Raw genomic sequence first — 26699 nt, 5'->3', positions numbered from 1 at the left:
ACGGCCGCCGGGATGGCGCGCGCGCCGCGGAAGGTTCGGCCGACGGGGTGCGGCAGGCACGCGGAAGGGCGGCCGCCATGGCGTGGCGGCCGCCCTTCGTCGCGCGCTGTTCCGTGCGGCGCTGTCAGGTCAGCGGGTCAGAACTGCAGGGCCCAGGAGTCGATCTTCCCGGTGTCGTAGTTCGCGTTGTCGCTCACCCGCAGCTTCCACGTGCCGTCGGCCACCTCGGAGGAGGCGTTGACGGTGTACGTGGTGTTGATGTTGTCGGCGCTGCCGCCGGTGCCGTAGCCCTTGAGCGTGTACGCGGTGCCGTCGGGCGCGACGAGCTGCACCTGGAGGTCGCCGATGTACGTGTGGACGATGTTCACCGGCACCTGGAGGGCGGCGGGGGCGTTGCCCGTGACACCGCTGACGGTGATCGGCGACTCGACGGTGGAGTTGTCGTTGATCGCGTGGTCGGCGGTGTTCTCGAAGCGCTTGCCGGGCGGCGGGGTGGTGCCGCCGTCACCCACGTACAGCAGGCGGTTCGGCGAGCCTGTGCCCGGGTTCCCGACCACGCCGGTGGTGGCGGCGGAGGTCAGGGCGGAGGCGACCTGGGACGGGGTGGCCGTCCGGTTGTTGGCCAGGTAGAGCGCGGCGGCGCCCGCCACGTGCGGCGCGGCCATCGACGTGCCCGAGATGGTGTTGGTGGCGCTGTCGCCGGTGTTCCAGGCGGAGGTGATGGACGAACCGGGCGCGAAGATGTCCACCACGCTGCCGTAGTTGGAGAAGCTGGAGCGCGCGTCGCTGCTGGTCGTGGAGCCGACCGTGAGGGCCTCGGAGACGCGGGCCGGCGAGGTGCTCGACGCGTCCCGGCCGTCGTTGCCCGCGGCGATGGCGTACGTGACGCCGGCCGCGATGGAGTTGCGCACGGCGTTGTCGAGCGCCGTGTCCGCGCCGCCGCCGAGGCTCATGTTGGCGACGGCCGGCTTGACCGCGTTGCGAGTCACCCAGTCGATGCCGGCGACGACCTGCGCGGTGGTGCCGGAGCCGGAGTTGTTCAGCACGCGGACGCCGACGATCCTGGCCTTCTTGGCCACGCCGTAGGCGTTGCCGGCGACGGTTCCGGCGACGTGCGTGCCGTGGCCGTTGCCGTCCTGCGCGGTGTTGTCGTTGTCGACGGCGTCGTAGCCGTAGGAGGCCCGTCCGCCGAAGTCGCTGTGCGTGATGCGTACGCCGGTGTCGATGATGTACGCGGTGACGCCGTCACCTGCCGGCTCGGGGTAGGTGTAGCTCTGGTTGAGCGGCAGGGCGCGCTGGTCGATCCGGTCCAGGCCCCAGGACGGCGGCGACGGCTGGGTGCCGCTGATCGTGAAGACGCGGTTCTGGACGACGGAGTCGACCGCCGGGTCGGCGGCGAGCTTCTTCGCCTGCGCCTCGGAGAGCTCCACGGCGTAGCCGTTGAGGGCCGCGGTGTACGTCTTCTCGATCGTGGCTCCGTACTTGGCGGCGATCGCCCTGCCCGCCTTGGACTCGGCGTCGGCGGCCGCCTCGTCCAGCGTGACGATGTAGCTTCCCGCTACGGCGTTGGGAGCGCCCGCGTACTGGATGACGCCTTCCGGTGCCGGGGCCGCGGTGGCCGGCAGGGCGGACACGGTGCCGAGCGCCAGGGCGGCGACGGCTATGGCGCTGGCCGTGGCCAGTCTTCGCCGCGGGGTACGCATCACTGACATGTGAGGGGTCCTCCTCATCGGGTGGTGCGTTGCTGTGGGGGTGTGGCAGTTAGGCGTGAGCATGACAAACAAGCGCCGCCGGGTACGCGGCGTTGCCCGTGCGTGACTGCCAGCGAAAGATTGGCTGATCCATAGGAATCGCACAAGGGTGCCGACGGACCGGTAACACAGCCGCCATACGCCTGCCATGCTGGCGTTCATGGCCACGGCGTCTTCCTACCGGTGTACGGGATGCGGAGTCCGATCACCCGTATCCGCGCTGACCTGGTGCTGCCCTCGTTGCGGCGGCCCCTGGGACCTCGACTTCACGGCGGGACCGGTGCCCCTCGATGCGCTGGCCGGCAGGACCGGTTCGCTGTGGCGGTACGAGGAGGCACTGCCCCTCTCCGGTCCGTACGCCTCGCTCGGCGAGGGCCGGACGCCCCTCGTCCGCCTCACGGACACGGTTTCGGCCAAACTCGACTACCTGATGCCCACCCTGTCCTTCAAGGACCGGGGCGCCGTACTGCTGGCGGAGCTCGCCCGGCGTCTCGCCCCGCGCCGCGTGGTCGCCGACAGCAGCGGCAACGCGGGCACCGCCGTCGCCGCGTACTGCGCCCGCGCCGGGCTCGACTGCACGGTGTACGTCCCCGGGACGGCGCCGCCCAAGAAGCTGGAGCAGATCCGGGCGCACGGGGCGCGGCCGGCCGTGGTGGAGGGCGACCGGGAGGCGGCCGCGCGCGCCGCCCGACGGGCCGCCGGCGAGCCGGGCACCTTCTACGCCTCGCACGTCTTCAACCCGTACTTCCTGCACGGCACGAAGACGTACGTGTACGAGTTGTGGGAGGACCTCGGCGGGCGCCTGCCCGGCACGCTGGTGCTGCCCGTCGGGAACGGGACGCTCCTGCTGGGCGCCGCCCTCGCCGCCGACGAGCTCCACGCGCACGGTCTGATCGAGGCGCGGCCCCGGCTGGTGGCCGTCCAGGCGGAGGCGGTGGCGCCCCTGGCGGCGGCGTTCCGCGCGGGCGCCGACGAGGTGCGGCAGCCCGCGCCCGCGCGGCCCACCCTCGCCGAGGGCATCGCCATCACCGACCCGCCCCGGGCCCGCGCCGTCCTGCGCGCCGTACGCGCCTCGGGTGGCGCATTCCTGACGGTTCCGGAGGACCGGATCCGCGCCGCGCAGCGCGATCTGGCGGGGCGGGGCCTGTTCGTGGAACCGACGGCGGCGGTCTGCTGGGCGGCGGTACGGGCCGCGCCGCCGGAGGCCGACGTGGTGATCCCGTTGTGCGGTGCGGGCGCGAAGACCGGTCTGGCGCCATGAGGACTGCCGTGCGCACCGCGCCGGGCGGCGGCTGCGGGTGCAGCATGGAAGGGGAAGCCGCACATCACCACCCGGAGGTGTGAGCCATGGCCACATTCATGGACGTCCACCGCGGCATGAACGGCATCACGTCCGAGCAGCTGCGCCAGGCCCACGAGGCCGACCTCGCCATCGAGAAGGAGGAGGGGGTCCACTTCGAGAAGGCATGGGCGGACCCGGCGTCCGGCACCGTCTACTGCCTGTCCACCGGCCCGTCGGCGGACGCGGTGCAACGCATCCACGAGCGGACCGGCCACGCGGCCGACGAGATCCACGAGGTCCCGCTGTCGGTCTGACCCTCCTGACCCCCATCGTCCGGGGGCGCCCCGCACGAGCGGCTGAGCCCCGACACGCCCGGCCGGGGGCTCATTTGGCCCGGTAGCACGCCGATTCGACGGTGACTTCGAGCAGGTCCGGCGCATCGCCCACCGCGCCGGCCTTGTGCAGCCGCACGTCCAGCGCGAAAGCACGGCCCTCGGCATGATGCGCATTGCGAGCGCGAAGCGACCTACGGTCCTGGCCTCCTTCCTCGTGTCCATCGGCGCCATGGAGCGGTGGCGCAAGGCTGTCCTCACGGCAACCGGCCGGTTCGGAAGTCGTCGGCTCGGCCTCCCCCAGCTCCTGCAGCCGGCACTACGGGCACTGCCCCTCCCACCACGGAGGAAGAGACATCACACCGTTACGAGCCGGACGCGATCGCCACAGAGCTTGGCCATATCGTCAACATCAGAGGTCAGCATGACCACGGGACGGTGCTGTCGCAGCGCGGCATCAGCGACCGCTGCATCGATCGCGTACTTGTGCCCGTGCAAGCCGGCGTTCATCAGCAGCTTCGAGGCCGCCCTCGCCTCCTCGTCGCCCACCGAAACCACGCGCAGTCCGGAGAGCACCCGGTTCAGGCGGGACTCGTGCGTACGGGCATGGACGGCCTCGATGATGGTGAGCGCGCTGATGACGACCTCCATGCCTCGCGAGCGCGCCTCGGCAATCAGAGCCACCACCTGCTCGTCGTCAGCGAGCAGCTTCGAAAGCCCCTCGCTGTCAAGGACCAGCGTCCCCTCGTGACTCAGCTTGCGGCGGGCCATTCGCCCTCCTCGGCAAACACCTCGTCGAAGATCTGCCGAGCCCGCTGCCGGGCCTGCTCGGAGACCGGCCCCTTGCGATTCTCGTAGTCCGCCAGGTACTCATCAAGGACCTGGCCGCGCAGCTCACGCTCGACCGCCGCGGCGATGAACGCGGAGAACTCCCGCTTGCCCACCCGAGCCCGGATCGCCTCCGCGGTTCCCTCCGGCAGCGACAGACTCACCCGTGTCGCGGGCCCTTCCCCGATGCTGTACGTCGTCTCACCCATGCCCTCAGTGTGTCAAACGAGTAGGAAACACGCTACGCCGCCCCTCGCCACGCGCCGCAGGGCCCGTAACCCCGCACGGGCGTCCGCACCCCATTCCGGCACGATCCCAGCACGGTATGGATGAGCAGGGATATGACAGGTGGGCCAGGTTCTCAGCACCCATCCCGGCACGGAAGCAGCAAAGAGCCCGACTCCGAGTCGGGCCCTCTCTGACCTGCACGTATGCCAGATCAGCGACGTGGCGATAGCACACTTGCTACACGTTGAAGCGGAATGTCTGCGGACTGATCCTGACCTGCGGCGGAGCCCCACCCAGGGCTCTGACCTGGGAGTTCCTCGTCGGCATGCGTTGGCTCCCGACGGCCGCTTACGGGTGTCCTGCGGACTGGCTGCGGACTGGGCGGGGGCTCCGAGGCCGAGAAAGCACCGCTGGACCGACCTCCAGTGCGACTTCGCCAGCAGCTGGTCACGTCCGTAGCTCGAGGTACTGGGCCGTGAGGTACCCACGCGGCAGACGCTGCCCAGCGTCCGGCGCATCGGATCACCTCGCGGAGCGGATCGCACTCACTTCAGTGTGCTCCGCTGGACTCGGCGGCGCCTGCGATCCCTGGTGACTCCTCCCCCCTGAAGGGGATGGCTTCTCGCTGAGCGGATCGGGCTTCGCCACGGACCAGGAACGTTGATCGCGCCTCCCCGCCGAGTCCACTGCGACCGGTCTGCCCATGGGGCCATTCACCTCACGAAGAAATACGACCGCCGGTAGGATCGGCACCATGAGTGGTAGCAGGAAGTATTCGATCAGCCTGCCCGAGGACCTCGCCGAGGCCGTACGCGCCCACGTGGGCCCCGGCGGCTTCTCCGCCTACGTCGCCGAGGCCCTCGAACAGCGGGTCGCCATGGACAAGCTCCGGGAGATCGTCGCCGACTTCGAGACCGACAACGAAGCTCTCACCCGCGAGGAGGTCGAGGCCGCCCGGGCGCTGCTGCGCCACGACCACCGACAGGCCGGCGGGGCCGCCGCCTGATGCCCGGCACCCTCCTGCTCGACAGCGAAGGCCTCTCAAAGCTCTACCGCAAGGACCGTACTGTCGTGGCTCTGGTCCAAGCGGCGTCGGAAGAAGGCATCCGCGTCGCCACCAGCGCCATGACCACTCTTGAGGCCGACTACGAGCGCATCCACCCGGCCCGCATCAAGTGGGTCCTCTCCCGCATCGACGTTCACGACGTCACCAAGGAGATCACCGATCAGGCCGCCGCGCTTCTGCGCGCCCATCACCTCCACGGCCACAAGTACGCCATCGATGCCGCCTTCGCCGTCATCGCCCGCAACGCACCCCGGCCGGTCACCATCCTCACATCCGACCCCGAGGACCTGACCCTCCTGTGCGACCCTTCCGTGGAGGTCGTCAAGGTCTGAGGCAGTCTCACGCCGACCGGACATGCCGCTACCCCAGGGGCGAGGACTCCCTCGCTCACATGACGGGGCGATTGGAAGACGCGTACTCATCCGCGATGTTGAAGACGCTGGCACAGCGCGGACATTCCGCATGTCCGAAGAGATGGGCGATCCCGTCGGCGAGCACGGTTTCCCCATCACGGACGGCAGTCTCATGCATCCACCGACCGACGCCGGCAAGGCTTTCTGGGGACGCCGGCCTGAGTCCGCGTCGGTCCACGTCACCGAGGTGCCAATCCCGGATCGCTGAGTAGCGCCCGTAATCGCCGATAGCGATCGTCACCTCTGCAGCGCAGTGGGGCAGGTGACCTGGTAGAAGTCATCCGAGAAGTCCCTCAGGACCGCACTCCAGTGGTACTGCTCTTCCACCGCGAGCAAGTAGAGGAAAGTCGCGAAGTAGTCGTCTGGCCGCGACCGCAGGTGCCGATCCAGCAGCTCACGGAACTCCGCGATCGCGTCGGCGCAGCCCGCCAGCAGATCGTCGCACCCGTGGCCCCCTGCCGCGCACCGCACGATCGTCCCGGCCAGCCCGCGCGCCCGCGCGCTCCGCGACGCGAGACGCACCAGACGCGGCAGTGCGGCGAAACTGGCGGGGAACACCAAGTCGCACTCAAGGACCAGCCGGTAACCCAGCTCATCCCATGCCTCTGCGTCGTCCTCGCGCTCGACGCGCGCCAGGAGCTCGGGGACGCGATCGATGTCCCCGTGGCAGTCGTACATCCGTGCCCAGTTCACCACCTGAGCATTTAACCGCCCTGAGGCAGCCAGGGACGACTCCGCATCCATGAACGCCCCCTGCACGACTCATCAGCCAGGACCCAGCGTCGCGGGGAGGGCAAACACCCCCATTCCTATGCGCTCAGGCCGCCGGGAGATGGAGCCTCGACACTCTCCTGACCTGCGGATACAACCTGTAGCAAGTCGCCGGCTGAGGGTCGGATCGGTCTGGAACCGTGGCGGAATTTGCGCTGCTAAGACAGCGCGGTCGCCGGTGACCAGTCCAAGGGGTCATACCCCACCCCCTTCGCCCTCTCCCTTCCTTGCGCCATCGCCTCTACGATCCGGCCCATGATCAAGCTCTCGTGGGCCTTGGTGGCCGAGCACGTAGACGAGTGGACCGGCGACGACACGGCGCAGGGCGCGGCCGTCCTCGAAGCCAGGGTGGGGTCGGTGGTCGAGTCGAGCGGCATGAATCCTGAGAGCGCGCAGCACTGGCGGACGGACTTCCTCGCGCCCGTGGTCGAGTCACTGCGTACGGAGGGGGCAGCCGCTCTCGCGCGAGGCGAGTCGTGGAGCAAGGCTGCCGGGCCGTTCATGGCGTGCGCGTCGCCCGTCACCTGACCTGGACAGGCCCCCGGCTTCACGCCCCAAAGGTGCTGCCATGTGGCACGAGAATGGGTGCCATGACGGAGAGGCGTGAATGGAAGTACGACAGAACTGAGCTGGCGTGGCTCCACGACCGGCTCGGCCGCTCGGAGGACGGGCCTGGGCACGTGGTGTCCGAGCTTGTACCGAGCGGCTATGAGGCATACGTACGGGTCTTCCACCGCTTCGAGGCCACGGACGGTTCAGGTCGCAGCCGCACGTGGGAGTCGTGGGCCCAGGACTCTAATGTTCCGTTTCACCCGGAGATATCCCACAGGTGGTTGCCGCGCCAGGAGCTCAGCACGGGACAACCGCTGTGGGTGGCCGATGATGGGGCTCTCGACGAGCGCAGCCGACGGGCGCTTGCTCGCCTGCTCGGCATGGTTTCCGGAGAGCAGGCCGTGTACTTCGCCTACGACCTCGCGGCCATGCTCTGGGGCGACGACGACGGACCTCTCGTCCGTCACAGCTCCCTGGCCGACCTTGAGAACGTAAGAGAATCGGTGAGGGACCTGGTGGGAGAGAGCGGCCCAGAATTCTGGTGGCCGCAAGATCGCAGTTGGGTGGTCACTACCGACTATGACTTGCTGTCGACCTACGTTGGCTGCTCGGCACAGACCTCCGAGCTGCTTCTGGCGGACGACGAACTCGAAATTCTCCCAGTCACGCTTCAGACCCGCGTCGATTGGGACACCAAGCCACCGCACGGCTCGTAGCTGCACCGGTCAAGATTCCCAGCACACCAAGGGTGTGCCCCTATTCGGTCCGCACCACCAAGGCGAACGACGTACACACGCGCCGGAAGCTCCCGTGCCCTGTCCGACCGGTATGGCTCATGCACTCCACGTCCACGGCAGCACCATCCGCCGACGGCTGCGCCGACCACCCGCACTCGTAGGCCAGGCACTCCGCCTCGAACGTCACGTCCGTGCCCGGGTGCTGAGTAATCCGGTGCCCTATGTAGCGCAGGACAGAGCGGCTCACGGCCTCCTCCGACCGCGTGTCCGGTGCGGGTGGTTGCGGATCTCCACGTCCGCGTCCGTCGCTGCTGACAGGTCGCCCCTGTCGCGCGCCGCCTGGCGCTGCGAGACCAACGCCGCGCACACCCCGCAGCCGGGCGCAGGGTCAGGCGGAGTCCGGGGCAAAGACACATGCACCGGGCCGCTCATCGTCGTTCTCGGATTACTCACGCTTGCCGCCTCCCCGACCGAATGTCCCGAGCGAGCAACCAGTTTCATCGAGCGAGTCGGAGGGGCCTACGTTTATTAGCGTTGTCGGGTAAAGATCACGGCCCAGTCGTTCAAGAGTGAACGGCAGTCGTCACCCCACACGGCGTATCCCTCGTACCGTTCAAAGTCCTCCCGGTACACGTTCACGTCCCGGTGGTCCCGGAGTATCAGGGCCCCTGTTCCTGTCTCTACGGTGGCCAGGCGACGGTCATAAACGGTGAACGTGTTAAGGGGGCGCTCTGGAATGTGTCCTCCCAATGGGATCACGCCCAACCGCACATTCGGGATACGGGACACAGACGCGAGCCGGTCCATCTGCATGGCCATTTCCAAAGGCGGAAGCAATGGCCACCTGACGGCCTGTTCCGTCAACAGGAACGTGAACCGCTTCTCCGGATTGACCAGGACGCTTTGCCGCTCCAGCTTCTTCGCGATGGTCTTGGACTGGTCTCCAGGAACGTCAGCGATGCTCGCGCGCACGTACTCAGGCGTAGCGAGCAGGCCGGTAATCATGGAGAGCAGGAAGTAGCGGAACTCCGTGGAGACCGCCTCAAGCCTGGCTAGTTCGTTCTGTTTCTTGTCCAGCCCCCTGCGGCGCGAACTCCAGTGGTCCTGCCACTCGGTGTTCGCGGAGCGGGCAAGGGCGAGGATCTCGGCAGCCAGCGGCCCCTCTGCACCGAGGGCATCAAGGATCAGCTCTACGTCGACTATGGCGGGGGTGAGCTTCCCGCCCTCAATATTGCTGATCTTTGTCTGGCTCATATTGCAGCGCTTCGCGAGCCGGACTTGAGTCCATCCGGCCCGCTTGCGCTCGTTCTTCAGGACCGCCGCTAGGTCTGACCTAGATTGACCTAGGGCCTCCGGCTCAAAGGTCAAGGCCCTTCACGTACTCCTCAAAGGGAACCGACTCGGATACCGCGATCCTCTGGTACTCGATGAACGGCGCCGTATCACCCTCGTGCACTTCGCGGCCGATCTGCCTGCCGTCCGGGTAGTAGTTCATGAGAACCACTTCGGAATGGTCGAACATCCAGAAATCCTGCACGCCATCCAACGGGTTGGACCTGTCCGTGACGTCGAGAATGCGGATCTGCTCGCCGGCCAAGGCATGGGCCTTGTAGTAGTGGTGGAATTCGAAGCGCAGGTATTCCGACAGAGGGCGAGTGACGACGTGAACGCGGCCCTGTGTGCGCCCTTCCGCAACCTGTCGGCGTAGCCGATCGGTGTACTCGTTCGCCACGGTCTCCGGGTCGATACGGACTCCGGAACGGAACGCCGCGAACTCCTCTGCCTCCTGCGGCATGAGGTACTGCGGCAGCGTCTCAAGGCGCCACGCCTCCCGTGTGAAGCGCTCGAAACGCACCGCCCACGCATCACCAGCCAAGAGCACGGAAAGCCTCCCTCAATGTCTCCTCCGGGATCTCCACGAGCCCTTCCCCGTCAGGAGCGGTGAACGCGTGGGACACGTCACCTTGGACGACGAACGAGCCGGACGCGGTCCGGTAGATGTTCGGGCAGTCGTCCTTGCCGCACTCGCCGTTCCCGTTGCCGGTCAGCCGGGTCAGTTCCTCACGAGCCATGGTGAAACCCCCTGTCTCGCGCCCCTCGTGGGGCGGCATCACGACCGTACGGAGGGGCGCCGTCGCCGTCCATGCGACAACGCGAATATTCGCGTTGTCGCATAAAGAGGGGTCGTTCCAGGAGGCCCGAACCAACAGCGGTCAGGGAACGAACGGCTCCGCCAACATCACGACCCGATCGCTCTCGACTTCGAACCCGAGTACGGGATGGCTGCCGTCGCCGCCCTCGGCATCCATCAGCACCGGCTTCCCCAACCGCCGACCGATGGCCGCGAGGAACCCGCAGAACAAGTCCAGTCGCTCCTGCCCCTGGAGTTCCCGCAGGTCGACATCAAAGTCGATCTCGTCCGACGAACAGAAGCGGAAGATCACCAGCACATCGGCAGCCAGCCAGACCCTCAACTGCGGGCACTCAGCGTCGGCCGGGCGGGATAGCACTGTCTCCGCCCGGGGCACCGGAAGTACCGACTCTCCTTCGGAGTACTGGTGCTTCCATCCGCTCACGTCAACAAGGTCGAGGACAGCCTGCCAGTCCTCGACCGAGGCCCCAGGAACGAGCACGTCCGGCAGCGCACCCATCAGATCAGGGTCGAAGAACCCTCTGACGTCATCCCACAGCAGGTCAGCAGCCACTCCCCCCATCCTGCCCGGCGTCCCTTCCCCATGCGTACTGGGTTTCCCGTGCCCTCCCCAGGTGCGCCTCTCGTTCTGTCCGGCCTCACACGGCACCCCGGAAACCCCAGCTCAAAGCACGTACAGACCCGCCCCGAGAGTCAGCACCAAGTCAGCACACGGCCAGGAAACAGGCTGATCCAGCCAGAGAAAACAGGAAGGGGCCAGACCCGAAGATCTGGCCCCTGAGCTGGGGTTTTACCGTCTGACCAGCACCTCAGCCAATCACGGCGTCAGCCGTCACACGTTGAAGCGGAACTCCACCACGTCGCCGTCCTGCATCACGTACTCCTTGCCCTCCATCCGGGCCTTGCCCGCCGCGCGGGCCTCGGCGACCGAGCCGGTGGCGACCAGGTCCTCGAAGGAGATGACCTCCGCCTTGATGAAGCCCTTCTGGAAGTCGGTGTGGATCACACCGGCCGCCTCGGGAGCCGTCGCGCCCTTCTTGATCGTCCAGGCGCGGGTCTCCTTCGGGCCCGCCGTCAGGTAGGTCTGCAGGCCCAGGGTGTCGAAGCCGACGCGGGCCAGGGTCGCGAGGCCCGGCTCCTCGGCGCCGACGGACTGGAGGAGCTCCATGGCGTCCTCCTCGTCGAGCTCGGCGAGGTCCGCCTCCAGCTTGGCGTTGAGGAAGATCGCCTCGGCCGGGGCGACCAGAGCGCGCTGCTCCTCCTTGAACGCCTCGTCGACCAGCTCGTCCTCGTCGACGTTGAAGACGTACAGGAACGGCTTCGTGGTCAGCAGGTGCAGGTCGTGCAGGAGCTCGGCCTTCTCGGAGCCCTGGACGATGCCGTGCGAGAAGAGCGTGTCGCCCTTCTCCAGGATCTCCTTGGCCGCCTCGACCGCCGCCACCTTCGGGGCGACGTCCTTCTTGATCCGGGACTCCTTCTGGAGGCGCGGCAGGACCTTCTCGATCGTCTGGAGGTCGGCGAGGATCAGCTCGGTGTTGATCGTCTCGATGTCGTCCTTCGGCGAGACCTTGCCGTCGACGTGGACGACGTTCTCGTCCTTGAAGGCGCGGATGACCTGGCAGATCGCGTCCGACTCGCGGATGTTCGCCAGGAACTTGTTGCCCAGGCCCTCACCCTCGCTCGCGCCGCGCACGATGCCCGCGATGTCGACGAAGTCGACGGTGGCCGGCAGGACCCGCTGGGAACCGAAGATCTCGGCCAGCTTGGCGAGGCGGGCGTCCGGGACGCCGACGACGCCGACGTTCGGCTCGATGGTGGCGAACGGGTAGTTGGCCGCCAGCACGTCGTTCTTGGTCAGGGCATTGAACAGGGTCGACTTGCCGACATTCGGCAGACCGACGATTCCGATCGTGAGCGACACGTTGGCGACTTCCCTAGAAGTGTGGATGGTGGGCCGACCCCCCAGTTTAGGGGCGCGGCGGTGCGGGCAGCGACGGCGGCCGGGGGACGGCCACAAGGCGAACTCTCGGCCAAGGTCGTATAAAAGGCGTGTCCCGTGCCGGATTCCTGCCCACGTGCCACCTACGTTGTCCAGGTGGAGCAGCAACGGAACAGTCCCCCTCGGCGCCGGCCGCGGCCGGCCCGGCGCCCCCCGGTCGCGCCTCAGGGCGCCCTCGCCGAGGGCCCGCCGCGCACGGCGGGGCGGCCCGGTCCGCGGCCGGACGTCCGGCCCGAGCGCCCACGCGGAGGCGCGGCCCGCCCGCCCGGGCGGCGGCCGGTGCCACCGGTCGTCCTCGCGCTGCGACGGCTGCGGCGGCTGCCCGATCCCCGGCTGACCGGTCTCGGCGCGGGGCTGTTCGCCTGCGGGGCGATGTTCGTCCTCGGCTGCCTGGACCGGCTGCTGCTGGACGGCTCGCCCCTGGTGTACGGGCTGCTCTTCCTGCCCGTCAGCGCGCTGACCGCGCTGTGGGTACGGGAGGCCGACCTGGTCACCGCCCCGATCAGCGTGCCCATCGCCTTCGCCGTCGGTGTCGTACCGATCGCCGGCGGGGTGGGGGGCGTCGGCGGCCGCACCATGGCCGTGGTCACGGCGCTCGCCGTGCACGCGGGCTGGCTGTACGGAGGCACGCTGGTGGCGGGGCTGATCACCTGCGTCCGCAAGGTGCGGGAGATGGGGCGGCGCCAGCGGGCCGCGGCCGCCGCGACCCGGGTCGCCCGGCGCCGCACCATGCCGTGACCCGTCCGCCGGGCCGGTACCGCTTGGCGCCGTGACACCCGCCGCCGGGGCCTCCCGCGCGGGAGGGCCGGCCCCGGACGGGGCGGCCCTCCGAGGAGCACGGGGTCAGTGTGAGGCCGCGGCCATCGCCGCGCCGACGATGCCCGCGTTGTTCTGGAGCTGCGCGGGGACGATCTCCGCCCGTACGCCCTTGATCAGGGGCAGGAACTTCTCCGCCTTGCGGCTCACGCCGCCGCCCACGATGAAGAGCTCCGGGGCGAACAGCATCTCCACATGGGCGAGGTACTTCTGGACCCGCTGGGCCCACTCCTCCCAGCTCAGGTCCTTGTCCTCCTTGACCTTGGTCGACGCCCGCTTCTCGGCGTCGTGGCCGTCCAGCTCCAGATGCCCCAGCTCCGTGTTCGGCACGAGGTGCCCGTCGGTGAAGACGGCGCTGCCGATGCCCGTACCGAGCGTCAGCACGATGACCGTGCCCTTGCGGCCGCGCCCCGCGCCGAAGGTCATCTCGGCGATGCCGGCCGCGTCGGCGTCGTTCAGCACCGTGACGGTCACACCGTCGCCGAGCTGCTCCCGCAGGAGCGCCGCCGCGTCGACGCCGATCCAGCCCTTGTCGACGTTCGCCGCGGTGCGGATGGTCGAGCCGGTGACGACGCCCGGGAAGGTGACGCCGACCGGACCCGACCATCCGAAGTGGCCGACCACTTCCGCGACGCAGCCCGCGACACCGTCGGGTGTCGCGGGCTGTGGGGTCAGTACCTTGTGACGGGCCTCGGCCAGATCGCCGCGCTCCAGATCCACGGGAGCGCCCTTGATCCCGGACCCGCCGATGTCCACTCCGAAGACGTTCATGGACTCAACGTTACGGCTCCGGGCGGACGGTTACTCCTTCGCGGCGTCCGCCGCGGCCTCTCCGCCCGCCGCGCGGGCCTCGGCCCGGGCCACGAGCTCGGCGGCCTCGGCGCGCAGATCCCGGCGCAGCTCCTTGGGGAGCGAGAAGGTGATCGACTCCTCGGCCGCCTTGACGGTCTCTACGTCCTCGAAGCCGCGCTGCGCCAGCCACTCCAGCACGCCGTCGACCAGCACCTCGGGCACGGACGCGCCCGACGTGACGCCGACCGTCGAGACGCCGTCCAGCCATGCCTCGTCGATCTCGTCGGCGAAGTCCACCAGGTGGGCGTCGCGCGCGCCCGCGAGCTTGGCGACCTCGACCAGCCGCTTGGAGTTGGAGGAGTTGCGGGACCCGACCACGATGACGAGGTCCGCCTCGGCGCCCATCTGCTTCACGGCGAGCTGGCGGTTCTGCGTCGCGTAGCAGATGTCGTCGCTCGGCGGCGAGACGAGCAGCGGGAACTTCTCCTTCAGCGCGTCGACGGTCTCCATGGTCTCGTCGACGGAGAGGGTGGTCTGGGAGAGCCACACGACCTTGGACGGGTCGCGCACCTCGACCTTCTCCACGTCGTCCGGGCCGTCGACCAGCGTGATGTGGTCGGGGGCCTCACCGGAGGTGCCGATGACCTCCTCGTGGCCCTCGTGGCCGATCAGGAGGATGTCGAAGTCCTCGCCCGCGTACCGGACGGCCTCCTTGTGGACCTTGGTGACCAGCGGGCAGGTCGCGTCGATGGTGGCGAGCCGGCCGGCCGCCGCCTCCTCGTGGACGACGGGTGCCACGCCGTGCGCGGAGAACATCACGATCGAGCCCGGGGGGACCTCGTCCGTCTGCTCGACGAAGATGGCGCCCTTCTTCTCCAGGGTCTGCACGACGTACTTGTTGTGCACGATCTCGTGGCGTACGTAGATCGGGGCGCCGTACTGCTCCAGCGCCTTCTCCACGGCGATCACGGCACGGTCCACGCCCGCGCAGTAACCGCGGGGGGCGGCGAGGAGGACGCGGCGGGCGGCAGGCGTAGCAGCAGTCATGCGTCCCATCGTAAGGGCGCGTCGGCACGGCACATGATCCGCCGCGTGCGGGGACCGGCTGCAGGGTGGGCACCGGCGCGCGGGGGACGGAGCGGCGGGGCGACGCGGACGGGCCGCGCCGGACGCCCGGCTCCCGGGACCTCCTTTTCTGCGGGCTGCTCCGAATCGCCCCCAGGGCGCCGGCCGGCGTGCCCGGCACCCCCGGTCGGGCGGGGCGGTCGCGGGGCCGGCGGGGCAGGCGGTGACGCCGGCACTCGGGGTGGGTGCGGAGTGCCGACCGTGGGACTGGTGGTGCTGGCGGTGCAGCGAGGACGCCGGAGCGGCGTGGGGTGAGCGTCGCCCGCACGTCCCGGGTTCGGGGGCGGGCACGTCTCCGTGCCGGATCGGCCGGGCTGTCGGTGGCGGCGCGTAGGCTCGCCCGCATGGGTCTGAATACGTCTGCCGAAGCGCCGCTGCCCGTCGGTGAGGTGTCACGGCTCATCGGGGGGTGGATCGACCGGCTCGGCGCCGTCTGGGTGGAGGGGCAGATCACGCAGTTGTCGCGGCGGCCGGGGGCCGGAGTGGTCTTCATGACCCTGCGCGACCCGTCGTACGACATCTCCGTGAGCGTGACCTGCTACCGGCAGGTCTTCGACGCGGTCGCGGACGTCGTCGCCGAGGGCGCGCGGGTCGTGGTGCACGCGAAGCCGGAGTGGTACGCGCCGCGGGGCCAGCTGTCGCTGCGGGCGGCGGAGATACGGCCGGTGGGGATCGGGGAGCTGCTCGCCCGGCTGGAGATGCTGAAGCGGTCCCTGGGGGCGGAGGGGTTGTTCGCGTCCGACCTGAAGAAGCCGCTGCCGTTCCTGCCGCAGCTGATCGGGCTGGTCTGCGGCCGGGCCTCGGCCGCCGAGCGCGACGTGCTGGAGGTCGCGCGGCGGCGCTGGCCGGCGGTGCGGTTCGAGGTGCGCAACGTCGCGGTGCAGGGCGTGCACGCGGTGCCCCAGGTGATCCAGGCGGTCAAGGAGCTGGACGCGGTCCCGGACGTCGACGTGATCATCGTGGCCCGCGGCGGCGGCAGCGTGGAGGACCTGCTGCCCTTCTCCGACGAGCAGCTCGTCCGTGCGGTCGCCGAGTGCCGTACGCCGGTGGTGTCGGCGATCGGCCACGAACCGGACGCGCCGCTGCTCGACCTGGTCGCGGACCTGCGGGCGTCCACCCCGACGGACGCCGCGAAGAAGGTCGTGCCGGACGTGGGCGAGGAGCTGGAGCGGGTCCGGGCGCTGCGGGACCGCGCCCTGCGCACGGTGCGGGGACTGCTCGACCGCGAGGAGCGGGGCCTGGCGCACGCGCTGGCCCGGCCCGTGATGGAGCACCCGGGGCGCATGGTGGAGGAGCGGGAGGCCGAGGTGGACGCCCTGGTGGCGCGCAGCCGCCGGGTGCTGGGCCACCTGCTGGACCGGGCCGACTCCGAGCTGTCGCACACCCGCGCGCGCGTGGTGGCCCTCTCCCCCGCCGCGACCCTGGAGCGGGGGTACGCGGTGCTGCAGCGGGCGGACGGATCGGTGGTCCGCTCGCCGGAGGAGGTCGCCGCGGACGAGGAGCTGCGGGCCCGTGTCGCGGAGGGCGAGTTCCGCGTGCGCGTGGCCGACGGCGCTGTCGTACCCCGCCCTTAGGGTGGACCGCATGGCAGCAGACACCACGGGCACGGGCACCGGGACGGCGATCGGGTACGAGCAGGCGCGCGACGAGCTCATCGAGGTGGTCCGCCGGCTGGAGGCGGGCGGCACGACGCTGGAGGAGTCGCTGGCCCTGTGGGAGCGGGGCGAGGAGCTGGCGAAGGTGTGCCGCCGGTGGCTGGAGGGCGCGCGGGCCCGTCTGGACGCGGCGCTGGCCGAGTCCCACCGCGAGGAGGAGTGAACAGCCGGCGAGGCGGAGCGAGCGGCCAGTGAGGTGGATCACGCGGACCTCACCTTAGTTGAAAGTTAACCTATCTCCGGCGTACGGTCGGGACATCGCCTGATCCTCCGCACCTGCGAAAGGTACGAGCATGTCCCTCGTTCTTGACCCCGCCGCCCAGGACCTCCTCTTCCGCGAGGCCCGCACGGCCAACACCTTCACCGACGAGCCGGTGACCGAGGAGCAGGTCCAGGCGATCTACGACCTGGTGAAGTACGGCCCCACCGCGTTCAACCAGACCCCGCTGCGCGTCGTCCTCGTGCGCTCCGCCGAGGCCCGTGAGCGCCTGGTGCCGCTCATGGCCGAGGGCAACCAGGCCAAGACGGCCTCCGCCCCGCTGGTCGCGATCCTCGCCGCGGACAACGAGTTCCACGAGGAGCTCCCGCAGCTGCTGCCGCACTTCCCCCAGGCCAAGGAGCTGTTCTTCGCGGAGCGCCCGGTGCGCGAGCAGTCCGCCGCACTGAACGCCGCCCTCCAGGCCGCCTACTTCATCGTCGGTGTCCGCGCCGCGGGCCTCGCCGCCGGCCCGATGACCGGCTTCGACTTCGCCGGCGTCCAGAAGGAGTTCCTGGACGACGACCACACCCCGCTCATGGTCGTGAACATCGGCAAGCCGGGCGACGACGCCTGGTTCCCGCGCAGCCCGCGCCTGGCGTTCGAGGACGTCGTCACGACGGTCTGACCGGCGCGCGCCGCCCCGCCGGGGCGGCAGACGTGAACGGCGGCCCCGGGCACGTGGTGCCCGGGGCCGCCGTCGTCGTTCACGGCTTCGGCGCGTCCTTCGACGGCTTCAGCGCGGCCGCCATCTCCGCGAGCTGCTCGTACGGCGCCGTACCCGTCACCACGGTCGTGACGCCCTTCTCGCGCAGCACGAGGGCGTCGTACTTCGGACCCTCCCAGCGCTGCCAGGTCCGCCCCGCCACCTGCTGCGTGCGGCCCGTGTCGGCCGCCTCGTGGCTGACCTCGGCGATGTACTTCTCCGGCGACGCCGTGGACTGCTCCACCGCCACGTACTGCCGGTCCGGTGACAGGAAGCCCAGGTGCCAGGCGTCGCCCTCCTGGCGCTCGTACGTCACCGACGTCGGCGTCCAGCCCTCGGCCAGGCCCTCCGGCACCAGCACGGGGTAGGGGGCGGCGCGCTGAGCCGTCAGCAGCTCGACGCGGTAGTCCACCGGCTTGATCGGGTCGGCCTTCTCGTCGTGCGGGACGAAGAGGTAGATCACACCGGCGGCGGCACCGATGACCGCCATCGACTGGAACATCCCGCGTACTGTCCGCTTGCCTCGCATACCTGCCACGCCCCCTATGGTCGCATCAGCCTGGCCTGCTCATACGTGGGCCCCTCTGCTCAATATGTCGACCTACCGATAGAGTCGCAGCACCCTCTTCACCACTTGCGGCCGTCGCCGTACAGAAAGGTGCGTACCGATGACCGACAATCATCTGCCGTCCGAGCTCGAGGTCTCCCCCGAGGCTCCCGACCGCAACCTCGCCCTGGAGCTGGTCCGGGTCACCGAGGCCGCCGCGATGGCGGCCGGCCGCTGGGTGGGCCGCGGCGACAAGAACGGCGCCGACGGCGCGGCGGTCAGGGCCATGCGGACCCTCGTCTCCACCGTGTCGATGAACGGCGTGGTCGTGATCGGCGAGGGCGAGAAGGACGAAGCCCCGATGCTGTTCAACGGCGAGCGGGTCGGCGACGGGACCGGCGCCGAGTGCGACATCGCCGTGGACCCGATCGACGGCACCACGCTCACCGCCAAGGGCATGCCCAACGCGATCGCCGTGCTGGCGGCCGCCGACCGCGGGACGATGTTCGACCCGTCCGCGGTCTTCTACATGGACAAGCTGGTCACCGGCCCGGAGGCCGCCGACTACGTCGACATCAACGCCCCGGTGTCCGTGAACATCCGCCGGGTCGCCAAGGCCAAGCACTCCTCGCCCGAGGACGTCACGGTCGTCATCCTGGACCGCCCGCGCCACGAGGGCATCGTCAAGGAGATCCGCGAGACCGGCGCGCGCATCAAGTTCATCTCGGACGGCGACGTGGCCGGCTCGATCATGGCGGTGCGCGAGGGCACCGGCGTGGACCTGCTCATGGGCATCGGCGGCACCCCCGAGGGCATCATCAGCGCCTGCGCGATCAAGTGCCTGGGCGGCGTGATCCAGGGCAAGCTGTGGCCCAAGGACGACGAGGAGCGGCAGCGCGCGATCGACGCGGGCCACGACCTGGACCGTGTCCTGTCCACGAACGACCTGGTCAGCGGTGACAACGTGTTCTTCGTCGCCACCGGCATCACCGACGGCGAGCTGCTGCGCGGCGTGCGGTACCGCGCCGAGACGGCGACCACCTCGTCGCTCGTGATGCGCTCCAAGTCGGGCACCATCCGGCAGATCGACTCGACGCACCGCCTGTCGAAGCTGCGCGCCTACAGCCAGATCGACTTCGACCGCGCCAAGTGACACCCGCGGGGGCATGAGCCCCCGGGACCCTCGACGGGCCTCCGGCCCGTCCCCGTGGAACACGAACAGGGGCGCCCCCATGTGCGGTGGGAGCGCCCCTTCCCGTACGGGCCGGGCGGACGGGGCCCGTCAGCCCGCTGCGGCGATCGGCCCGCTGGAGGCCGCCGCCTTCCTGAGCTCGACCTCGCGACGGCGCCGCCGGGCGAGCACGACGCGGCGCTCGGCGGCGGTGAGGCCGCCCCACACGCCGTACGGCTCGGGCTGGAGCAGCGCGTGCTCCCGGCACTCGACCATCACCGGGCAGCGCGCACAGACGCGTTTGGCGGCTTCCTCGCGCGCCAGCCGGGCGGCCGTCGGTTCCTTGGAGGGGGCGAAGAACAAGCCTGCTTCGTCCCGGCGGCACACCGCCTCGCTGTGCCACGGCCCGGCCTGGTCCTCTCGCGCGGGAAGGCGCGGGGCAGGGACGGCGGCGACCTGGAGGGGCTGATGCGGCAGTTGCAGCACGGTCTACTCCTGACGACGGCTTCGCGAGCGAGAGACGATGCAGCAAGGCCTACCCGTTGTGCGCGCGCCTATGCACTGAGTGGCGCCCCCGTCCGGCAGGCGGGATTCGGGTCGGCCGAAAGCCGACGCACGGCCGGCGGGGCGCCGGGCACGGGAGCCGGGCGCCGCACGGACGGTCAGGCGCCGAGGTGCTTCCGCATGCGCTGGTGGAGGTCGGCGATGCGCTTGCCGCGCTTGGGCTTGGCCTCGACGTTGCCGAGGACCGCGTAGCCGTTGACGACGACGACCGGGGCCTCGGGGTCCGCGGCCTCCAGGGTGACGACCTCGAAATTGCCGAGCACACCGGTGCCGCTGCCGCGCAGGGTGATGTTCTCGGGGACGCGGATCTCGACGTTGCCGAAGACCGAGGTGGCGTTGATGGTGGTCAGGCGCTGCGCGAAGATCGCCTCGGTGAGGTCGATCTCGACGTTGCCGAAGAGCGAGAAGGCGTGGGTCCGCCGCCCGACGCGCCAGCGGCCCTTGCGGGTCGAGCTGGAGAGGACCGCGACCAGCTTCTCGGCCGGCACGGCGGCCTCGTCCGGGCCGTCCGCGTACACGGGGGCGGGCTCGCGGGGCGCCCGGGCGGCGGGCAGGTCCCGTACGAGGGGCTCGAGCTCGCCCAGGGTCTTGGCGCGGTAGACGGCGTCGATCCGCTCCGCGTGCTCCTCCGCGTCGATGCGCCCCTCGGCGAGGGCGTCCCGCAGGATGTCCGCGATCCGGTCGCGGTCGGCGTCCGAGGCGCGGAGGGCTTCGGCGGTGACGGGCGCGGCGGGCGGCTGCTGGGGCTGCTTCTCGAGGTCCACGCCTCCAGCGTAGCGAAACGCGATAGATCGCGACCAGAGGTCACGACCGGACCGCGCCGGTGCGGCGCGAGGACGCGGGGAACTGAGCCTTACCTCACAGGTTCGGGCGGCTCGGGGCGTTCTACGCTTGTGGGCGCGCTGCCAATGGAGGCCGCGCCGCTGTCTGCCGAGTGAGGAATGGCCGTCATGCCAGAGTTTGCGTACTCCGATCTGCTCCCCCTGGGAGAGGACACCACGCCCTACCGCCTGGTGACCGCCGAGGGGGTCTCCACCTTCGAGGCCGACGGCCGTACGTTCCTCAAGGTCGAGCCGGAGGCGCTGCGCAAGCTCGCCGCGGAGGCGATCCACGACATCCAGCACTACCTGCGCCCCGCGCACCTCGCGCAGCTGCGCAAGATCATCGACGACCCGGAGGCGTCGAGCAACGACAAGTTCGTCGCGCTCGACCTGCTGAAGAACGCCAACATCGCGGCGGCGGGCGTCCTGCCCATGTGCCAGGACACCGGCACGGCGATCGTCATGGGCAAGCGCGGCCAGAACGTCCTGACCGGGGGCGAGGACGAGAAGGCCCTCTCCCACGGCATCCACGACGCGTACAAGAACCTCAACCTGCGCTACTCGCAGATGGCCCCGCTCACCATGTGGGAGGAGAAGAACACCGGCTCCAACCTGCCCGCGCAGATCGAGCTGTACGCGACGGACGGCGGCGCGTACAAGTTCCTCTTCATGGCGAAGGGCGGCGGCTCCGCCAACAAGTCGTTCCTGTACCAGGAGACCAAGGCGGTCCTCAACGAGGCCTCCATGATGAAGTTCCTGGAGGAGAAGATCCGTTCGCTGGGCACGGCCGCGTGCCCGCCGTACCACCTCGCGATCGTCGTCGGCGGCACCTCCGCCGAGTACGCGCTGAAGACAGCGAAGTACGCCTCCGCGCACTACCTCGACGAGCTCCCCGACCAGGGCTCCGTCCTCGGCCACGGCTTCCGGGACAAGGAGCTGGAGGAGAAGGTCTTCGAGCTGACGCAGAAGATCGGCATCGGCGCGCAGTTCGGCGGCAAGTACTTCTGCCACGACGTGCGCGTGGTGCGCCTGCCGCGGCACGGCGCGTCCTGCCCGGTGGCGATCGCCGTGTCCTGCTCGGCCGACCGCCAGGCCGTCGCCAAGATCACCGCGGAGGGCGTCTTCCTGGAGCAGCTGGAGACGGACCCGGCGCGCTTCCTGCCGGACACGACCGACGAGCAGCTCGCCGAGGAGGGCGACGTCGTCCGGATCGACCTGAACCAGCCCATGGACGAGATCCTCGCGGAGCTGTCGAAGTACCCGGTCAAGACGCGGCTGTCGCTGACCGGCCCGCTGGTCGTGGCGCGCGACATCGCGCACGCCAAGATCAAGGAGCGGCTGGACGCGGGCGAGGAGATGCCGCAGTACCTGAAGGACCACCCGGTCTACTACGCCGGCCCGGCGAAGACGCCGGAGGGCTACGCCTCCGGTTCGTTCGGCCCGACGACGGCCGGCCGCATGGACTCGTACGTGGAGCAGTTCCAGGCGGCGGGCGGCTCCAAGGTCATGCTGGCCAAGGGCAACCGCTCCCAGCAGGTCACGGACGCGTGCGCGGCGCACGGCGGCTTCTACCTGGGCTCGATCGGCGGCCCGGCGGCGCGTCTCGCGCAGGACTGCATCAAGAAGGTGGAGGTCGTCGAGTACGAGGAGCTCGGCATGGAGGCGGTCTGGAGGATCGAGGTCGAGGACTTCCCGGCGTTCATCGTGGTGGACGACAAGGGCAACGACTTCTTCCAGGACCCGGCCCCGGCCCCGACCTTCACCACCATCCCGGTGCGCGGCCCGGGTCTGGCCTGACCCCCCGGCGCGATACGGGCCCGGTCACCGTGACGGTGACCGGGCCCGTCGCCGTACGGCGCCGCTATGCGAAGCGCTGCTTCGCCGAGCCGTCGCACGGCTGGAGGCGCAGCGGGTCCTGCGCAGCGGCCAGCGTGAGGCAGAGGGACGGGGCCGCGGCGGGGCGCAACGTGGCGCCCTGACGGACGAACCGCTGGTTGGCCGCGCCGGAGCAGTTCCACAGGACCAGGGCCTTGCCGGCCTGGTAGGCGGCGCCGGGGACGTCCAGGCACCGGTCGTGGGTGAGCTGGGTCCGCACCGACGACTGCGCGGTGTCGTACCACCAGTTCTGGTTGCGGCCGCCGTGGCAGTCCCAGCCGCCCACCGCGGTGCCGTTGCGCGTGACGGAGCCGGTGACGTCGAGGCAGGTGCCGGTGGCCTCGTTCCGCAGCGGGGCGAACAGGTCGTCCCAGGCGCCCGGCTGGAGCACCGGACGGCCGGTGGACGCCGGGTCGGCGCAGCTCGCCTCGCGCACCCCGGCGCCGTAGAGCTGGGTGAGGCAGGAGGCGAAGGCCGCGTGGCCGGCGGCGTTGGGGTGGAAGGACTGGCGGACGGAGTTCTCGTCCGGCAGGCCCGGCTTGGACAGGTCGATGTACAGCCCGCGCGCCCACGCGGAGTCCATGCAGACCTCGTGCCCGTGGAAGAGGCGGGAGTTGTCGAGGTAGACCGCGCCGGTGTTCGCCGCCGCGCGCCGCATGCCGCGCTCGAAGGCGGGTACGGCGGTGTTGCGGCCCCAGACCGTGTCGGAGTCGTGGCCGAGCCCGCCGCAGGCGAGCTTGGTGGAGAAGTCCGGGTTGTCGCGGAAGTCGGGGCCGATGGGGCTCGGGTAGCCCATGACGACGAGCTTGTAGTCGCCGTCGGCGTACCCGGCGTCGCGCATCACGGTGCGCAGGTCGCGCACGGTCTGCTCGACCTTCGGCACCAGACCGTCCACGCGGGCCTGCCAGCCGGGGGCGTACTTGGGCTCGCACGGGCCCTGGAGGGTCAGGTAGCGGGTGACGCAGTCGGTCATCACCGGGCCGAACTGGAGGTCGTCGTTGGCCCCGGCCACCAGCAGCACCATCTTGATGCGGGTGTTGCGGGCCTTGACGGCGAGGCTGTCGCTCTGGACCAGTTCGTCGGCGTACTGCTTGCTGCCGCCGATGCGGATGTTGGCGGTGGAGGCACCCGAGCAGGAGACGTTGTACGTGACGTCGGCGGGGATGGCGGTGCGGTGGATCGCGGCCTCGGGCGAGCGGTGGCACCAGTTGCCGGGGCGGTTGGTGCCCGGGTCGTACGTGCCGACGCCCTCGCCGGATATCTCGCTGTCGCCGAGCGAGATCAGGCCGGTCTTCCGCTCGGCGAGCGGCCGCTCCTCGGGGCTGCCGTACAGCGCGGTGGCCTCGGCCGCGCGGATCCGTTCCAGTTCGGGCGGCAGGGGGACGGATGCGGCGGTGGCGGCGGTGCGCTGCCCTGCGGCGGCCGCGTGCGCGGGGGCCGTGGCGGCGGTCGTCCCGGCGAGCGCCGCGGCGAGTACGGCCACGGCCGCGACGGGTCCTCGCAGCCTGGTTCTGGTGCGCGTCATTGCGCCTCCTGGAAGTGGGGTTACCCACGGTTTTTACTGGCCGGTAGTCGCCTTGGGAATACGCAGAACAAGACAAGTGCTCAACTTTCACAGGAGGTTGACGACCATGAACGACGTACCGGAGTACCGGACCGAGCACGACTCCATGGGCGAGGTGCGGGTCCCGGCCCACGCCAAGTGGCGTGCCCAGACCCAGCGGGCGGTGGAGAACTTCCCCATCTCCGGGCAGCGCCTGGAGCGCGCCCACATCGAGGCGCTGGCCCGTATCAAGGCCGCCGCGGCGAAGGTCAACGCGGAGCTCGGCGTGCTGGACGGGGAGATCGCCGGGGCCATCCAGGAGGCGGCCGCGGAGGTCACCGAGGGCCGCTGGGACGAGCACTTCCCCGTCGACGTCTTCCAGACCGGCTCCGGAACCTCCTCCAACATGAACGCCAACGAGGTGCTGGCCACGCTCGCCGGCGAACGGCTCGGCCGTCCGGGCGCCGTCCACCCCAACGACCACGTCAACGCGTCCCAGTCGTCCAACGACGTCTTCCCCTCCTCCATCCACGTCGCCGCCACCGCCGCCGTCACCCGGGACCTCGTGCCGGCCCTGGAGCACCTCGCCGCCTCGCTGGAGCGGAAATCGGCCGAGTTCGCGGACGTCGTCAAGTCCGGGCGTACGCACCTGATGGACGCCACCCCGGTGACGCTGGGTCAGGAGTTCGGCGGGTACGCCGCACAGGTGCGGTACGGCGTCGAGCGGCTGCACGCCTCGCTGCCCCGCCTCGCGGAACTGCCGCTCGGCGGCACCGCGGTCGGCACCGGCATCAACACCCCGCGCGGCTTCTCCGCCGCCGTCATCGCCGAGGTCGCCGCCGCGACCGGGCTGCCGCTGACCGAGGCACGCGACCACTTCGAGGCGCAGGGGGCCCGCGACGGGCTGGTCGAGACGTCCGGCCAGCTCCGCACCATCGCCGTCTCCCTCACCAAGATCGCCAACGATCTGCGGTGGATGGCCTCGGGGCCGCGCACCGGCCTCGCCGAGATCAACCTCCCCGACCTCCAGCCCGGGTCGTCGATCATGCCGGGCAAGGTCAACCCGGTGATCCCGGAGGCCGTCCTGATGGTCGCCGCGCAGGTCGTCGGCAACGACGCCACCGTGGCGGCGGCAGGCGCCGCCGGGAACTTCGAGCTGAACGTGATGCTCCCGGTCATCGCCAAGAACCTGCTGGAGTCGGTACGGCTGCTCACCCGGGCCTCCCGCCTGCTGGCCGACCGGACCGTCGACGGGATCACCGCCAACCGCGAGCGGGCCCGCGAGTACGCCGAGTCGTCGCCGTCCGTGGTCACCCCGCTCAACAAGTACATCGGGTACGAGGAGGCCGCGAAGGTCGCCAAGAAGTCGCTCGCCGAACGCCGGACCATCCGCGAGGTCGTCCTCGCATCGGGGTACGTCGAGCGCGGCGACCTGACGCTCCAGCAGCTCGACGAAGCCCTGGACGTCCTGCGGATGACCCGGCCCTGACCTGCGGTTCCGTACGCCGACCACCTCGCCGCCCGTGATCTGCGTCGCGGCGGGGCCGGCGGCGCACCCCTAAGATCTGCGCATGACAGCCGAGACGACGGGACGACACGAGGCGGGAACGGGAGCGGGCGACGGACGGGGCGTGCGCTGGGCGCCGGGCACGCAGATCCTGTGGCGGTACCGGGACAACGGCGGCGACGCCGTCCACATCTGCCGCCCGGTGACGGTCGTCCAGGACACCGACGACCTCCTCGCCGTCTGGATGGCGCCCGGCACCGAGTGCGTCAAACCGGTGCTCGCCGACGGCACCCCCGTGCACGAGGAGCCGCTCGCCACCCGCTACACCGCACCGCGCACCACCACGCGCGCCCGGTGGGCCGGCAGCGGCGTGCTGAAGCTGGCCCGGCCGGCCGACCCCTGGTCGGTGTGGCTGTTCTGGGACAGCGGCTGGCGCTTCCGCAGCTGGTACGTCAACTTGGAGGAACCCCGCCTGCGCTGGGCGGGCGGCGTCGACTCCGAGGACCATTTCCTGGACATCTCCGTCTTCCCGGACCGTACATGGCTGTGGCGCGACGAGGACGAGTTCGCCCAGGCGCAGCGCAGCGGCCTGATGAGCCCGGCGCGGGCGCGGCGCGTCCAGGAGGCGGGGCGGGCGGCGGTCGAGGTGATCCGGGCGTGGGGAACGCCGTTCGCGGACGGCTGGGAGGACTGGCGGCCTGACCCGCGCTGGACGGTACCGGAGCTGCCCAGGGACTGGGATCGCGCCCCGGCGCGGACCGCTCCGTGAGACCCTTGATGCGCCCCTGGGGGGCAAACGTAGGATCGTCCTCCGCAAGTCCGCGCGTCAGTAACGACTGAGCACACAACAGGACCTGACCGTAAGTCATCCATGAGGGGGGTGGAGCCGTGCCCGATCCGCGCACGGAACCCAGGCCCCCTGTCGGCGGGGCCCGCAGAGCGGGTATAGCGCCTGACAGAGCGATTGCATCGCCCAACCGGCCCGGACGGACGGAATCCCACGCGTGACGGAGCATCCCACCTCCCACGACGGCAGGCAGCCTCGTGCTGCCCGCCCGCAGGAACGCAGCAGGCCGCGGCAGGAGGCGCCCCCGGCGGCGCCCGCCGCGGCCCCCGCGGTGCCTGCTCCCGCGCCCCCCGGCGCGCCGGGCTCCGGTGCGCCCTCGGCGCGCGCACGCGCCCAGGGCCCCGCGTCCGCGGCGGGCCCGCG

Annotated in this window: 30 protein-coding genes; 14 read left to right on the top strand and 16 right to left on the bottom strand. The window is 70.4% G+C overall.

The window, feature by feature from the left end:
* Positions 1-137 precede the first annotated feature (137 nt).
* Complete coding sequence (locus IH00_RS0128070) at positions 138-1712, bottom strand: S8 family peptidase (protein WP_031078407.1); 1575 nt, start codon at positions 1710-1712, stop codon at positions 138-140.
* 199 nt (positions 1713-1911) lie between these two features.
* On the opposite strand from IH00_RS0128070, the gene IH00_RS0128065 reads away from it, so the two are divergent.
* A complete protein-coding gene (locus tag IH00_RS0128065) occupies positions 1912-3012 on the top strand; it encodes a pyridoxal-phosphate dependent enzyme (RefSeq protein ID WP_420710931.1) in 1101 nt (366 codons plus the stop codon).
* A gap of 86 nt (positions 3013-3098) precedes the next feature.
* Entirely contained in the window at positions 3099-3347 is a 249-nt protein-coding gene (locus IH00_RS0128060) for an SCO4226 family nickel-binding protein (RefSeq protein WP_031078404.1), read from the top strand.
* A gap of 375 nt (positions 3348-3722) precedes the next feature.
* On the opposite strand, the gene IH00_RS0128050 is transcribed toward IH00_RS0128060, so the two are convergent.
* Both IH00_RS0128050 and IH00_RS0128045 read right to left on the bottom strand, forming a co-directional pair.
* Complete coding sequence (locus tag IH00_RS0128050) at positions 3723-4136, bottom strand: PIN domain-containing protein (protein ID WP_031078403.1); 414 nt, start codon at positions 4134-4136, stop codon at positions 3723-3725.
* Entirely contained in the window at positions 4118-4402 is a 285-nt protein-coding gene (locus IH00_RS0128045) for a hypothetical protein (RefSeq protein ID WP_031078400.1), read from the bottom strand. The genes IH00_RS0128050 and IH00_RS0128045 overlap by 19 nt, the downstream gene beginning before the upstream one ends.
* A 773-nt stretch (positions 4403-5175) precedes the next feature.
* Between IH00_RS0128045 and IH00_RS0128040 the strand changes: the two genes are divergently transcribed.
* Together IH00_RS0128040 and IH00_RS0128035 are read left to right on the top strand one after the other, a co-directional pair.
* Positions 5176-5427, top strand: a complete 252-nt coding sequence (locus IH00_RS0128040; protein WP_018845686.1) for a hypothetical protein — start codon at positions 5176-5178, stop codon at positions 5425-5427.
* Positions 5427-5819: a hypothetical protein gene (locus IH00_RS0128035; RefSeq protein ID WP_031078396.1), complete on the top strand. Its 393-nt coding sequence runs from the start codon at positions 5427-5429 to the stop codon at positions 5817-5819. The genes IH00_RS0128040 and IH00_RS0128035 overlap by 1 nt, the downstream gene beginning before the upstream one ends.
* A 55-nt stretch (positions 5820-5874) precedes the next feature.
* On the opposite strand, the gene IH00_RS42915 is transcribed toward IH00_RS0128035, so the two are convergent.
* Positions 5875-6141 carry a hypothetical protein gene (locus IH00_RS42915; protein WP_158827958.1) on the bottom strand — a complete coding sequence of 89 codons (267 nt, stop codon included), beginning with the start codon at positions 6139-6141 and terminating at the stop codon, positions 5875-5877.
* Positions 6138-6593, bottom strand: a complete 456-nt coding sequence (locus IH00_RS0128025; protein ID WP_158827956.1) for a hypothetical protein — start codon at positions 6591-6593, stop codon at positions 6138-6140. Before IH00_RS0128025 ends, IH00_RS42915 begins: the two co-directional genes overlap by 4 nt.
* 333 nt (positions 6594-6926) lie before the next feature.
* Here IH00_RS0128025 and IH00_RS0128020 point away from each other — a divergent pair, with 333 nt between their 5' ends.
* Together IH00_RS0128020 and IH00_RS37760 are read left to right on the top strand one after the other, a co-directional pair.
* Positions 6927-7199, top strand: a complete 273-nt coding sequence (locus IH00_RS0128020) for a hypothetical protein (protein ID WP_031078392.1) — start codon at positions 6927-6929, stop codon at positions 7197-7199.
* A gap of 62 nt (positions 7200-7261) precedes the next feature.
* Positions 7262-7939 (top strand): hypothetical protein, encoded by a 678-nt coding sequence (locus tag IH00_RS37760; protein ID WP_158827954.1) that lies wholly within the window; start codon positions 7262-7264, stop codon positions 7937-7939.
* 549 nt (positions 7940-8488) lie between these two features.
* On the opposite strand, the gene IH00_RS0128005 is transcribed toward IH00_RS37760, so the two are convergent.
* The 5 genes from IH00_RS0128005 to ychF all read right to left on the bottom strand — a co-directional run bounded on the left by IH00_RS0128005 (position 8489) and on the right by ychF (position 12033).
* Positions 8489-9328 carry a helix-turn-helix domain-containing protein gene (locus IH00_RS0128005; RefSeq protein WP_031078387.1) on the bottom strand — a complete coding sequence of 280 codons (840 nt, stop codon included), beginning with the start codon at positions 9326-9328 and terminating at the stop codon, positions 8489-8491.
* Positions 9318-9842: a DUF6879 family protein gene (locus IH00_RS0128000; protein WP_031078385.1), complete on the bottom strand. Its 525-nt coding sequence runs from the start codon at positions 9840-9842 to the stop codon at positions 9318-9320. Before IH00_RS0128000 ends, IH00_RS0128005 begins: the two co-directional genes overlap by 11 nt.
* Complete coding sequence (locus tag IH00_RS0127995; protein WP_031078384.1) at positions 9826-10032, bottom strand: hypothetical protein; 207 nt, start codon at positions 10030-10032, stop codon at positions 9826-9828. The genes IH00_RS0128000 and IH00_RS0127995 overlap by 17 nt, the downstream gene beginning before the upstream one ends.
* A 141-nt stretch (positions 10033-10173) precedes the next feature.
* On the bottom strand, positions 10174-10674 hold the full coding sequence (locus IH00_RS0127990) for a hypothetical protein (RefSeq protein WP_031078382.1): 501 nt from the start codon (positions 10672-10674) through the stop codon (positions 10174-10176).
* 270 nt (positions 10675-10944) lie between these two features.
* Positions 10945-12033: a redox-regulated ATPase YchF gene (ychF, locus tag IH00_RS0127985; RefSeq protein ID WP_031078381.1), complete on the bottom strand. Its 1089-nt coding sequence runs from the start codon at positions 12031-12033 to the stop codon at positions 10945-10947.
* Positions 12034-12207: 174 nt separating this feature from the next.
* Between ychF and IH00_RS0127980 the strand changes: the two genes are divergently transcribed.
* On the top strand, positions 12208-12849 hold the full coding sequence (locus IH00_RS0127980; RefSeq protein WP_031078379.1) for a DUF6542 domain-containing protein: 642 nt from the start codon (positions 12208-12210) through the stop codon (positions 12847-12849).
* Positions 12850-12954: 105 nt separating this feature from the next.
* Here the strand turns inward: IH00_RS0127980 and ppgK are convergent, their stop codons facing one another.
* Both ppgK and IH00_RS0127970 read right to left on the bottom strand, forming a co-directional pair.
* The gene (gene ppgK / locus IH00_RS0127975; RefSeq protein WP_031078377.1) at positions 12955-13698 is read right to left on the bottom strand and encodes a polyphosphate--glucose phosphotransferase; all 744 of its coding nucleotides are present in this window, start codon (positions 13696-13698) and stop codon (positions 12955-12957) included.
* A gap of 30 nt (positions 13699-13728) precedes the next feature.
* Positions 13729-14775: a 4-hydroxy-3-methylbut-2-enyl diphosphate reductase gene (locus tag IH00_RS0127970; protein WP_199819822.1), complete on the bottom strand. Its 1047-nt coding sequence runs from the start codon at positions 14773-14775 to the stop codon at positions 13729-13731.
* 413 nt (positions 14776-15188) lie between these two features.
* On the opposite strand from IH00_RS0127970, the gene xseA reads away from it, so the two are divergent.
* From xseA to IH00_RS0127955, 3 genes are all read left to right on the top strand, one after another.
* On the top strand, positions 15189-16418 hold the full coding sequence (xseA, locus tag IH00_RS0127965) for an exodeoxyribonuclease VII large subunit (protein WP_031078374.1): 1230 nt from the start codon (positions 15189-15191) through the stop codon (positions 16416-16418).
* A 10-nt stretch (positions 16419-16428) separates the two neighbouring features.
* On the top strand, positions 16429-16662 hold the full coding sequence (locus IH00_RS0127960; RefSeq protein WP_031078372.1) for an exodeoxyribonuclease VII small subunit: 234 nt from the start codon (positions 16429-16431) through the stop codon (positions 16660-16662).
* A 130-nt stretch (positions 16663-16792) separates the two neighbouring features.
* On the top strand, positions 16793-17383 hold the full coding sequence (locus tag IH00_RS0127955; protein WP_031078369.1) for a malonic semialdehyde reductase: 591 nt from the start codon (positions 16793-16795) through the stop codon (positions 17381-17383).
* Between the two features lie 79 nt (positions 17384-17462).
* Here IH00_RS0127955 and IH00_RS0127950 read toward each other — a convergent pair whose 3' ends face one another.
* Positions 17463-17999, bottom strand: coding sequence for a DUF4245 domain-containing protein (locus IH00_RS0127950; RefSeq protein WP_031078368.1), 537 nt, complete (start codon positions 17997-17999; stop codon positions 17463-17465).
* Between the two features lie 130 nt (positions 18000-18129).
* On the opposite strand from IH00_RS0127950, the gene glpX reads away from it, so the two are divergent.
* Positions 18130-19161, top strand: coding sequence for a class II fructose-bisphosphatase (gene glpX, locus IH00_RS0127945; RefSeq protein WP_031078366.1), 1032 nt, complete (start codon positions 18130-18132; stop codon positions 19159-19161).
* Positions 19162-19290: 129 nt separating this feature from the next.
* Here the strand turns inward: glpX and IH00_RS0127940 are convergent, their stop codons facing one another.
* A complete protein-coding gene (locus IH00_RS0127940) occupies positions 19291-19665 on the bottom strand; it encodes a WhiB family transcriptional regulator (RefSeq protein ID WP_031078364.1) in 375 nt (124 codons plus the stop codon).
* 176 nt (positions 19666-19841) lie between these two features.
* Positions 19842-20507 carry a DUF1707 SHOCT-like domain-containing protein gene (locus IH00_RS0127935; RefSeq protein WP_031078362.1) on the bottom strand — a complete coding sequence of 222 codons (666 nt, stop codon included), beginning with the start codon at positions 20505-20507 and terminating at the stop codon, positions 19842-19844.
* A gap of 186 nt (positions 20508-20693) precedes the next feature.
* Here IH00_RS0127935 and IH00_RS0127930 point away from each other — a divergent pair, with 186 nt between their 5' ends.
* The gene (locus tag IH00_RS0127930) at positions 20694-22361 is read left to right on the top strand and encodes a fumarate hydratase (protein WP_031078360.1); all 1668 of its coding nucleotides are present in this window, start codon (positions 20694-20696) and stop codon (positions 22359-22361) included.
* A gap of 64 nt (positions 22362-22425) precedes the next feature.
* Here IH00_RS0127930 and IH00_RS0127925 read toward each other — a convergent pair whose 3' ends face one another.
* On the bottom strand, positions 22426-23964 hold the full coding sequence (locus tag IH00_RS0127925; protein ID WP_031078359.1) for a ricin-type beta-trefoil lectin domain protein: 1539 nt from the start codon (positions 23962-23964) through the stop codon (positions 22426-22428).
* Between the two features lie 106 nt (positions 23965-24070).
* On the opposite strand from IH00_RS0127925, the gene IH00_RS0127920 reads away from it, so the two are divergent.
* Together IH00_RS0127920 and IH00_RS0127915 are read left to right on the top strand one after the other, a co-directional pair.
* Complete coding sequence (locus IH00_RS0127920) at positions 24071-25471, top strand: class II fumarate hydratase (protein ID WP_031078356.1); 1401 nt, start codon at positions 24071-24073, stop codon at positions 25469-25471.
* Between the two features lie 82 nt (positions 25472-25553).
* The gene (locus IH00_RS0127915) at positions 25554-26258 is read left to right on the top strand and encodes a cytidylyl-2-hydroxypropylphosphonate hydrolase (protein ID WP_031078355.1); all 705 of its coding nucleotides are present in this window, start codon (positions 25554-25556) and stop codon (positions 26256-26258) included.
* The last annotated feature ends 441 nt before the right edge of the window (positions 26259-26699 follow it).

Origin of the sequence: Streptomyces sp. NRRL S-118, assembly GCF_000716335.1 — a bacterium.
Classification (GTDB): Bacteria; Actinomycetota; Actinomycetes; order Streptomycetales; family Streptomycetaceae; genus Streptomyces.
This window is presented reverse-complemented; position numbering and strand designations above follow the sequence as displayed.

What these genes read in the sequence shown, in the direction of transcription:
- IH00_RS0128070 (WP_031078407.1), bottom strand. Translation starts at nt 1,712, where the DNA reads ATGTCAGTGATGCGTACCCCGCGGCGAAGACTGGCCACGGCCAGCGCC.
- IH00_RS0128065 (WP_420710931.1), top strand. Translation starts at nt 1,912, where the DNA reads ATGGCCACGGCGTCTTCCTACCGGTGTACGGGATGCGGAGTCCGATCA.
- IH00_RS0128060 (WP_031078404.1), top strand. Translation starts at nt 3,099, where the DNA reads ATGGCCACATTCATGGACGTCCACCGCGGCATGAACGGCATCACGTCC.
- IH00_RS0128050 (WP_031078403.1), bottom strand. Translation starts at nt 4,136, where the DNA reads ATGGCCCGCCGCAAGCTGAGTCACGAGGGGACGCTGGTCCTTGACAGC.
- IH00_RS0128045 (WP_031078400.1), bottom strand. Translation starts at nt 4,402, where the DNA reads ATGGGTGAGACGACGTACAGCATCGGGGAAGGGCCCGCGACACGGGTG.
- IH00_RS0128040 (WP_018845686.1), top strand. Translation starts at nt 5,176, where the DNA reads ATGAGTGGTAGCAGGAAGTATTCGATCAGCCTGCCCGAGGACCTCGCC.
- IH00_RS0128035 (WP_031078396.1), top strand. Translation starts at nt 5,427, where the DNA reads ATGCCCGGCACCCTCCTGCTCGACAGCGAAGGCCTCTCAAAGCTCTAC.
- IH00_RS0128020 (WP_031078392.1), top strand. Translation starts at nt 6,927, where the DNA reads ATGATCAAGCTCTCGTGGGCCTTGGTGGCCGAGCACGTAGACGAGTGG.
- IH00_RS37760 (WP_158827954.1), top strand. Translation starts at nt 7,262, where the DNA reads ATGACGGAGAGGCGTGAATGGAAGTACGACAGAACTGAGCTGGCGTGG.
- IH00_RS0127995 (WP_031078384.1), bottom strand. Translation starts at nt 10,032, where the DNA reads ATGGCTCGTGAGGAACTGACCCGGCTGACCGGCAACGGGAACGGCGAG.
- IH00_RS0127990 (WP_031078382.1), bottom strand. Translation starts at nt 10,674, where the DNA reads ATGGGGGGAGTGGCTGCTGACCTGCTGTGGGATGACGTCAGAGGGTTC.
- ppgK (WP_031078377.1), bottom strand. Translation starts at nt 13,698, where the DNA reads ATGAACGTCTTCGGAGTGGACATCGGCGGGTCCGGGATCAAGGGCGCT.
- IH00_RS0127970 (WP_199819822.1), bottom strand. Translation starts at nt 14,775, where the DNA reads ATGGGACGCATGACTGCTGCTACGCCTGCCGCCCGCCGCGTCCTCCTC.
- xseA (WP_031078374.1), top strand. Translation starts at nt 15,189, where the DNA reads ATGGGTCTGAATACGTCTGCCGAAGCGCCGCTGCCCGTCGGTGAGGTG.
- IH00_RS0127960 (WP_031078372.1), top strand. Translation starts at nt 16,429, where the DNA reads ATGGCAGCAGACACCACGGGCACGGGCACCGGGACGGCGATCGGGTAC.
- IH00_RS0127955 (WP_031078369.1), top strand. Translation starts at nt 16,793, where the DNA reads ATGTCCCTCGTTCTTGACCCCGCCGCCCAGGACCTCCTCTTCCGCGAG.
- glpX (WP_031078366.1), top strand. Translation starts at nt 18,130, where the DNA reads ATGACCGACAATCATCTGCCGTCCGAGCTCGAGGTCTCCCCCGAGGCT.
- IH00_RS0127930 (WP_031078360.1), top strand. Translation starts at nt 20,694, where the DNA reads ATGCCAGAGTTTGCGTACTCCGATCTGCTCCCCCTGGGAGAGGACACC.
- IH00_RS0127925 (WP_031078359.1), bottom strand. Translation starts at nt 23,964, where the DNA reads ATGACGCGCACCAGAACCAGGCTGCGAGGACCCGTCGCGGCCGTGGCC.
- IH00_RS0127920 (WP_031078356.1), top strand. Translation starts at nt 24,071, where the DNA reads ATGAACGACGTACCGGAGTACCGGACCGAGCACGACTCCATGGGCGAG.
- IH00_RS0127915 (WP_031078355.1), top strand. Translation starts at nt 25,554, where the DNA reads ATGACAGCCGAGACGACGGGACGACACGAGGCGGGAACGGGAGCGGGC.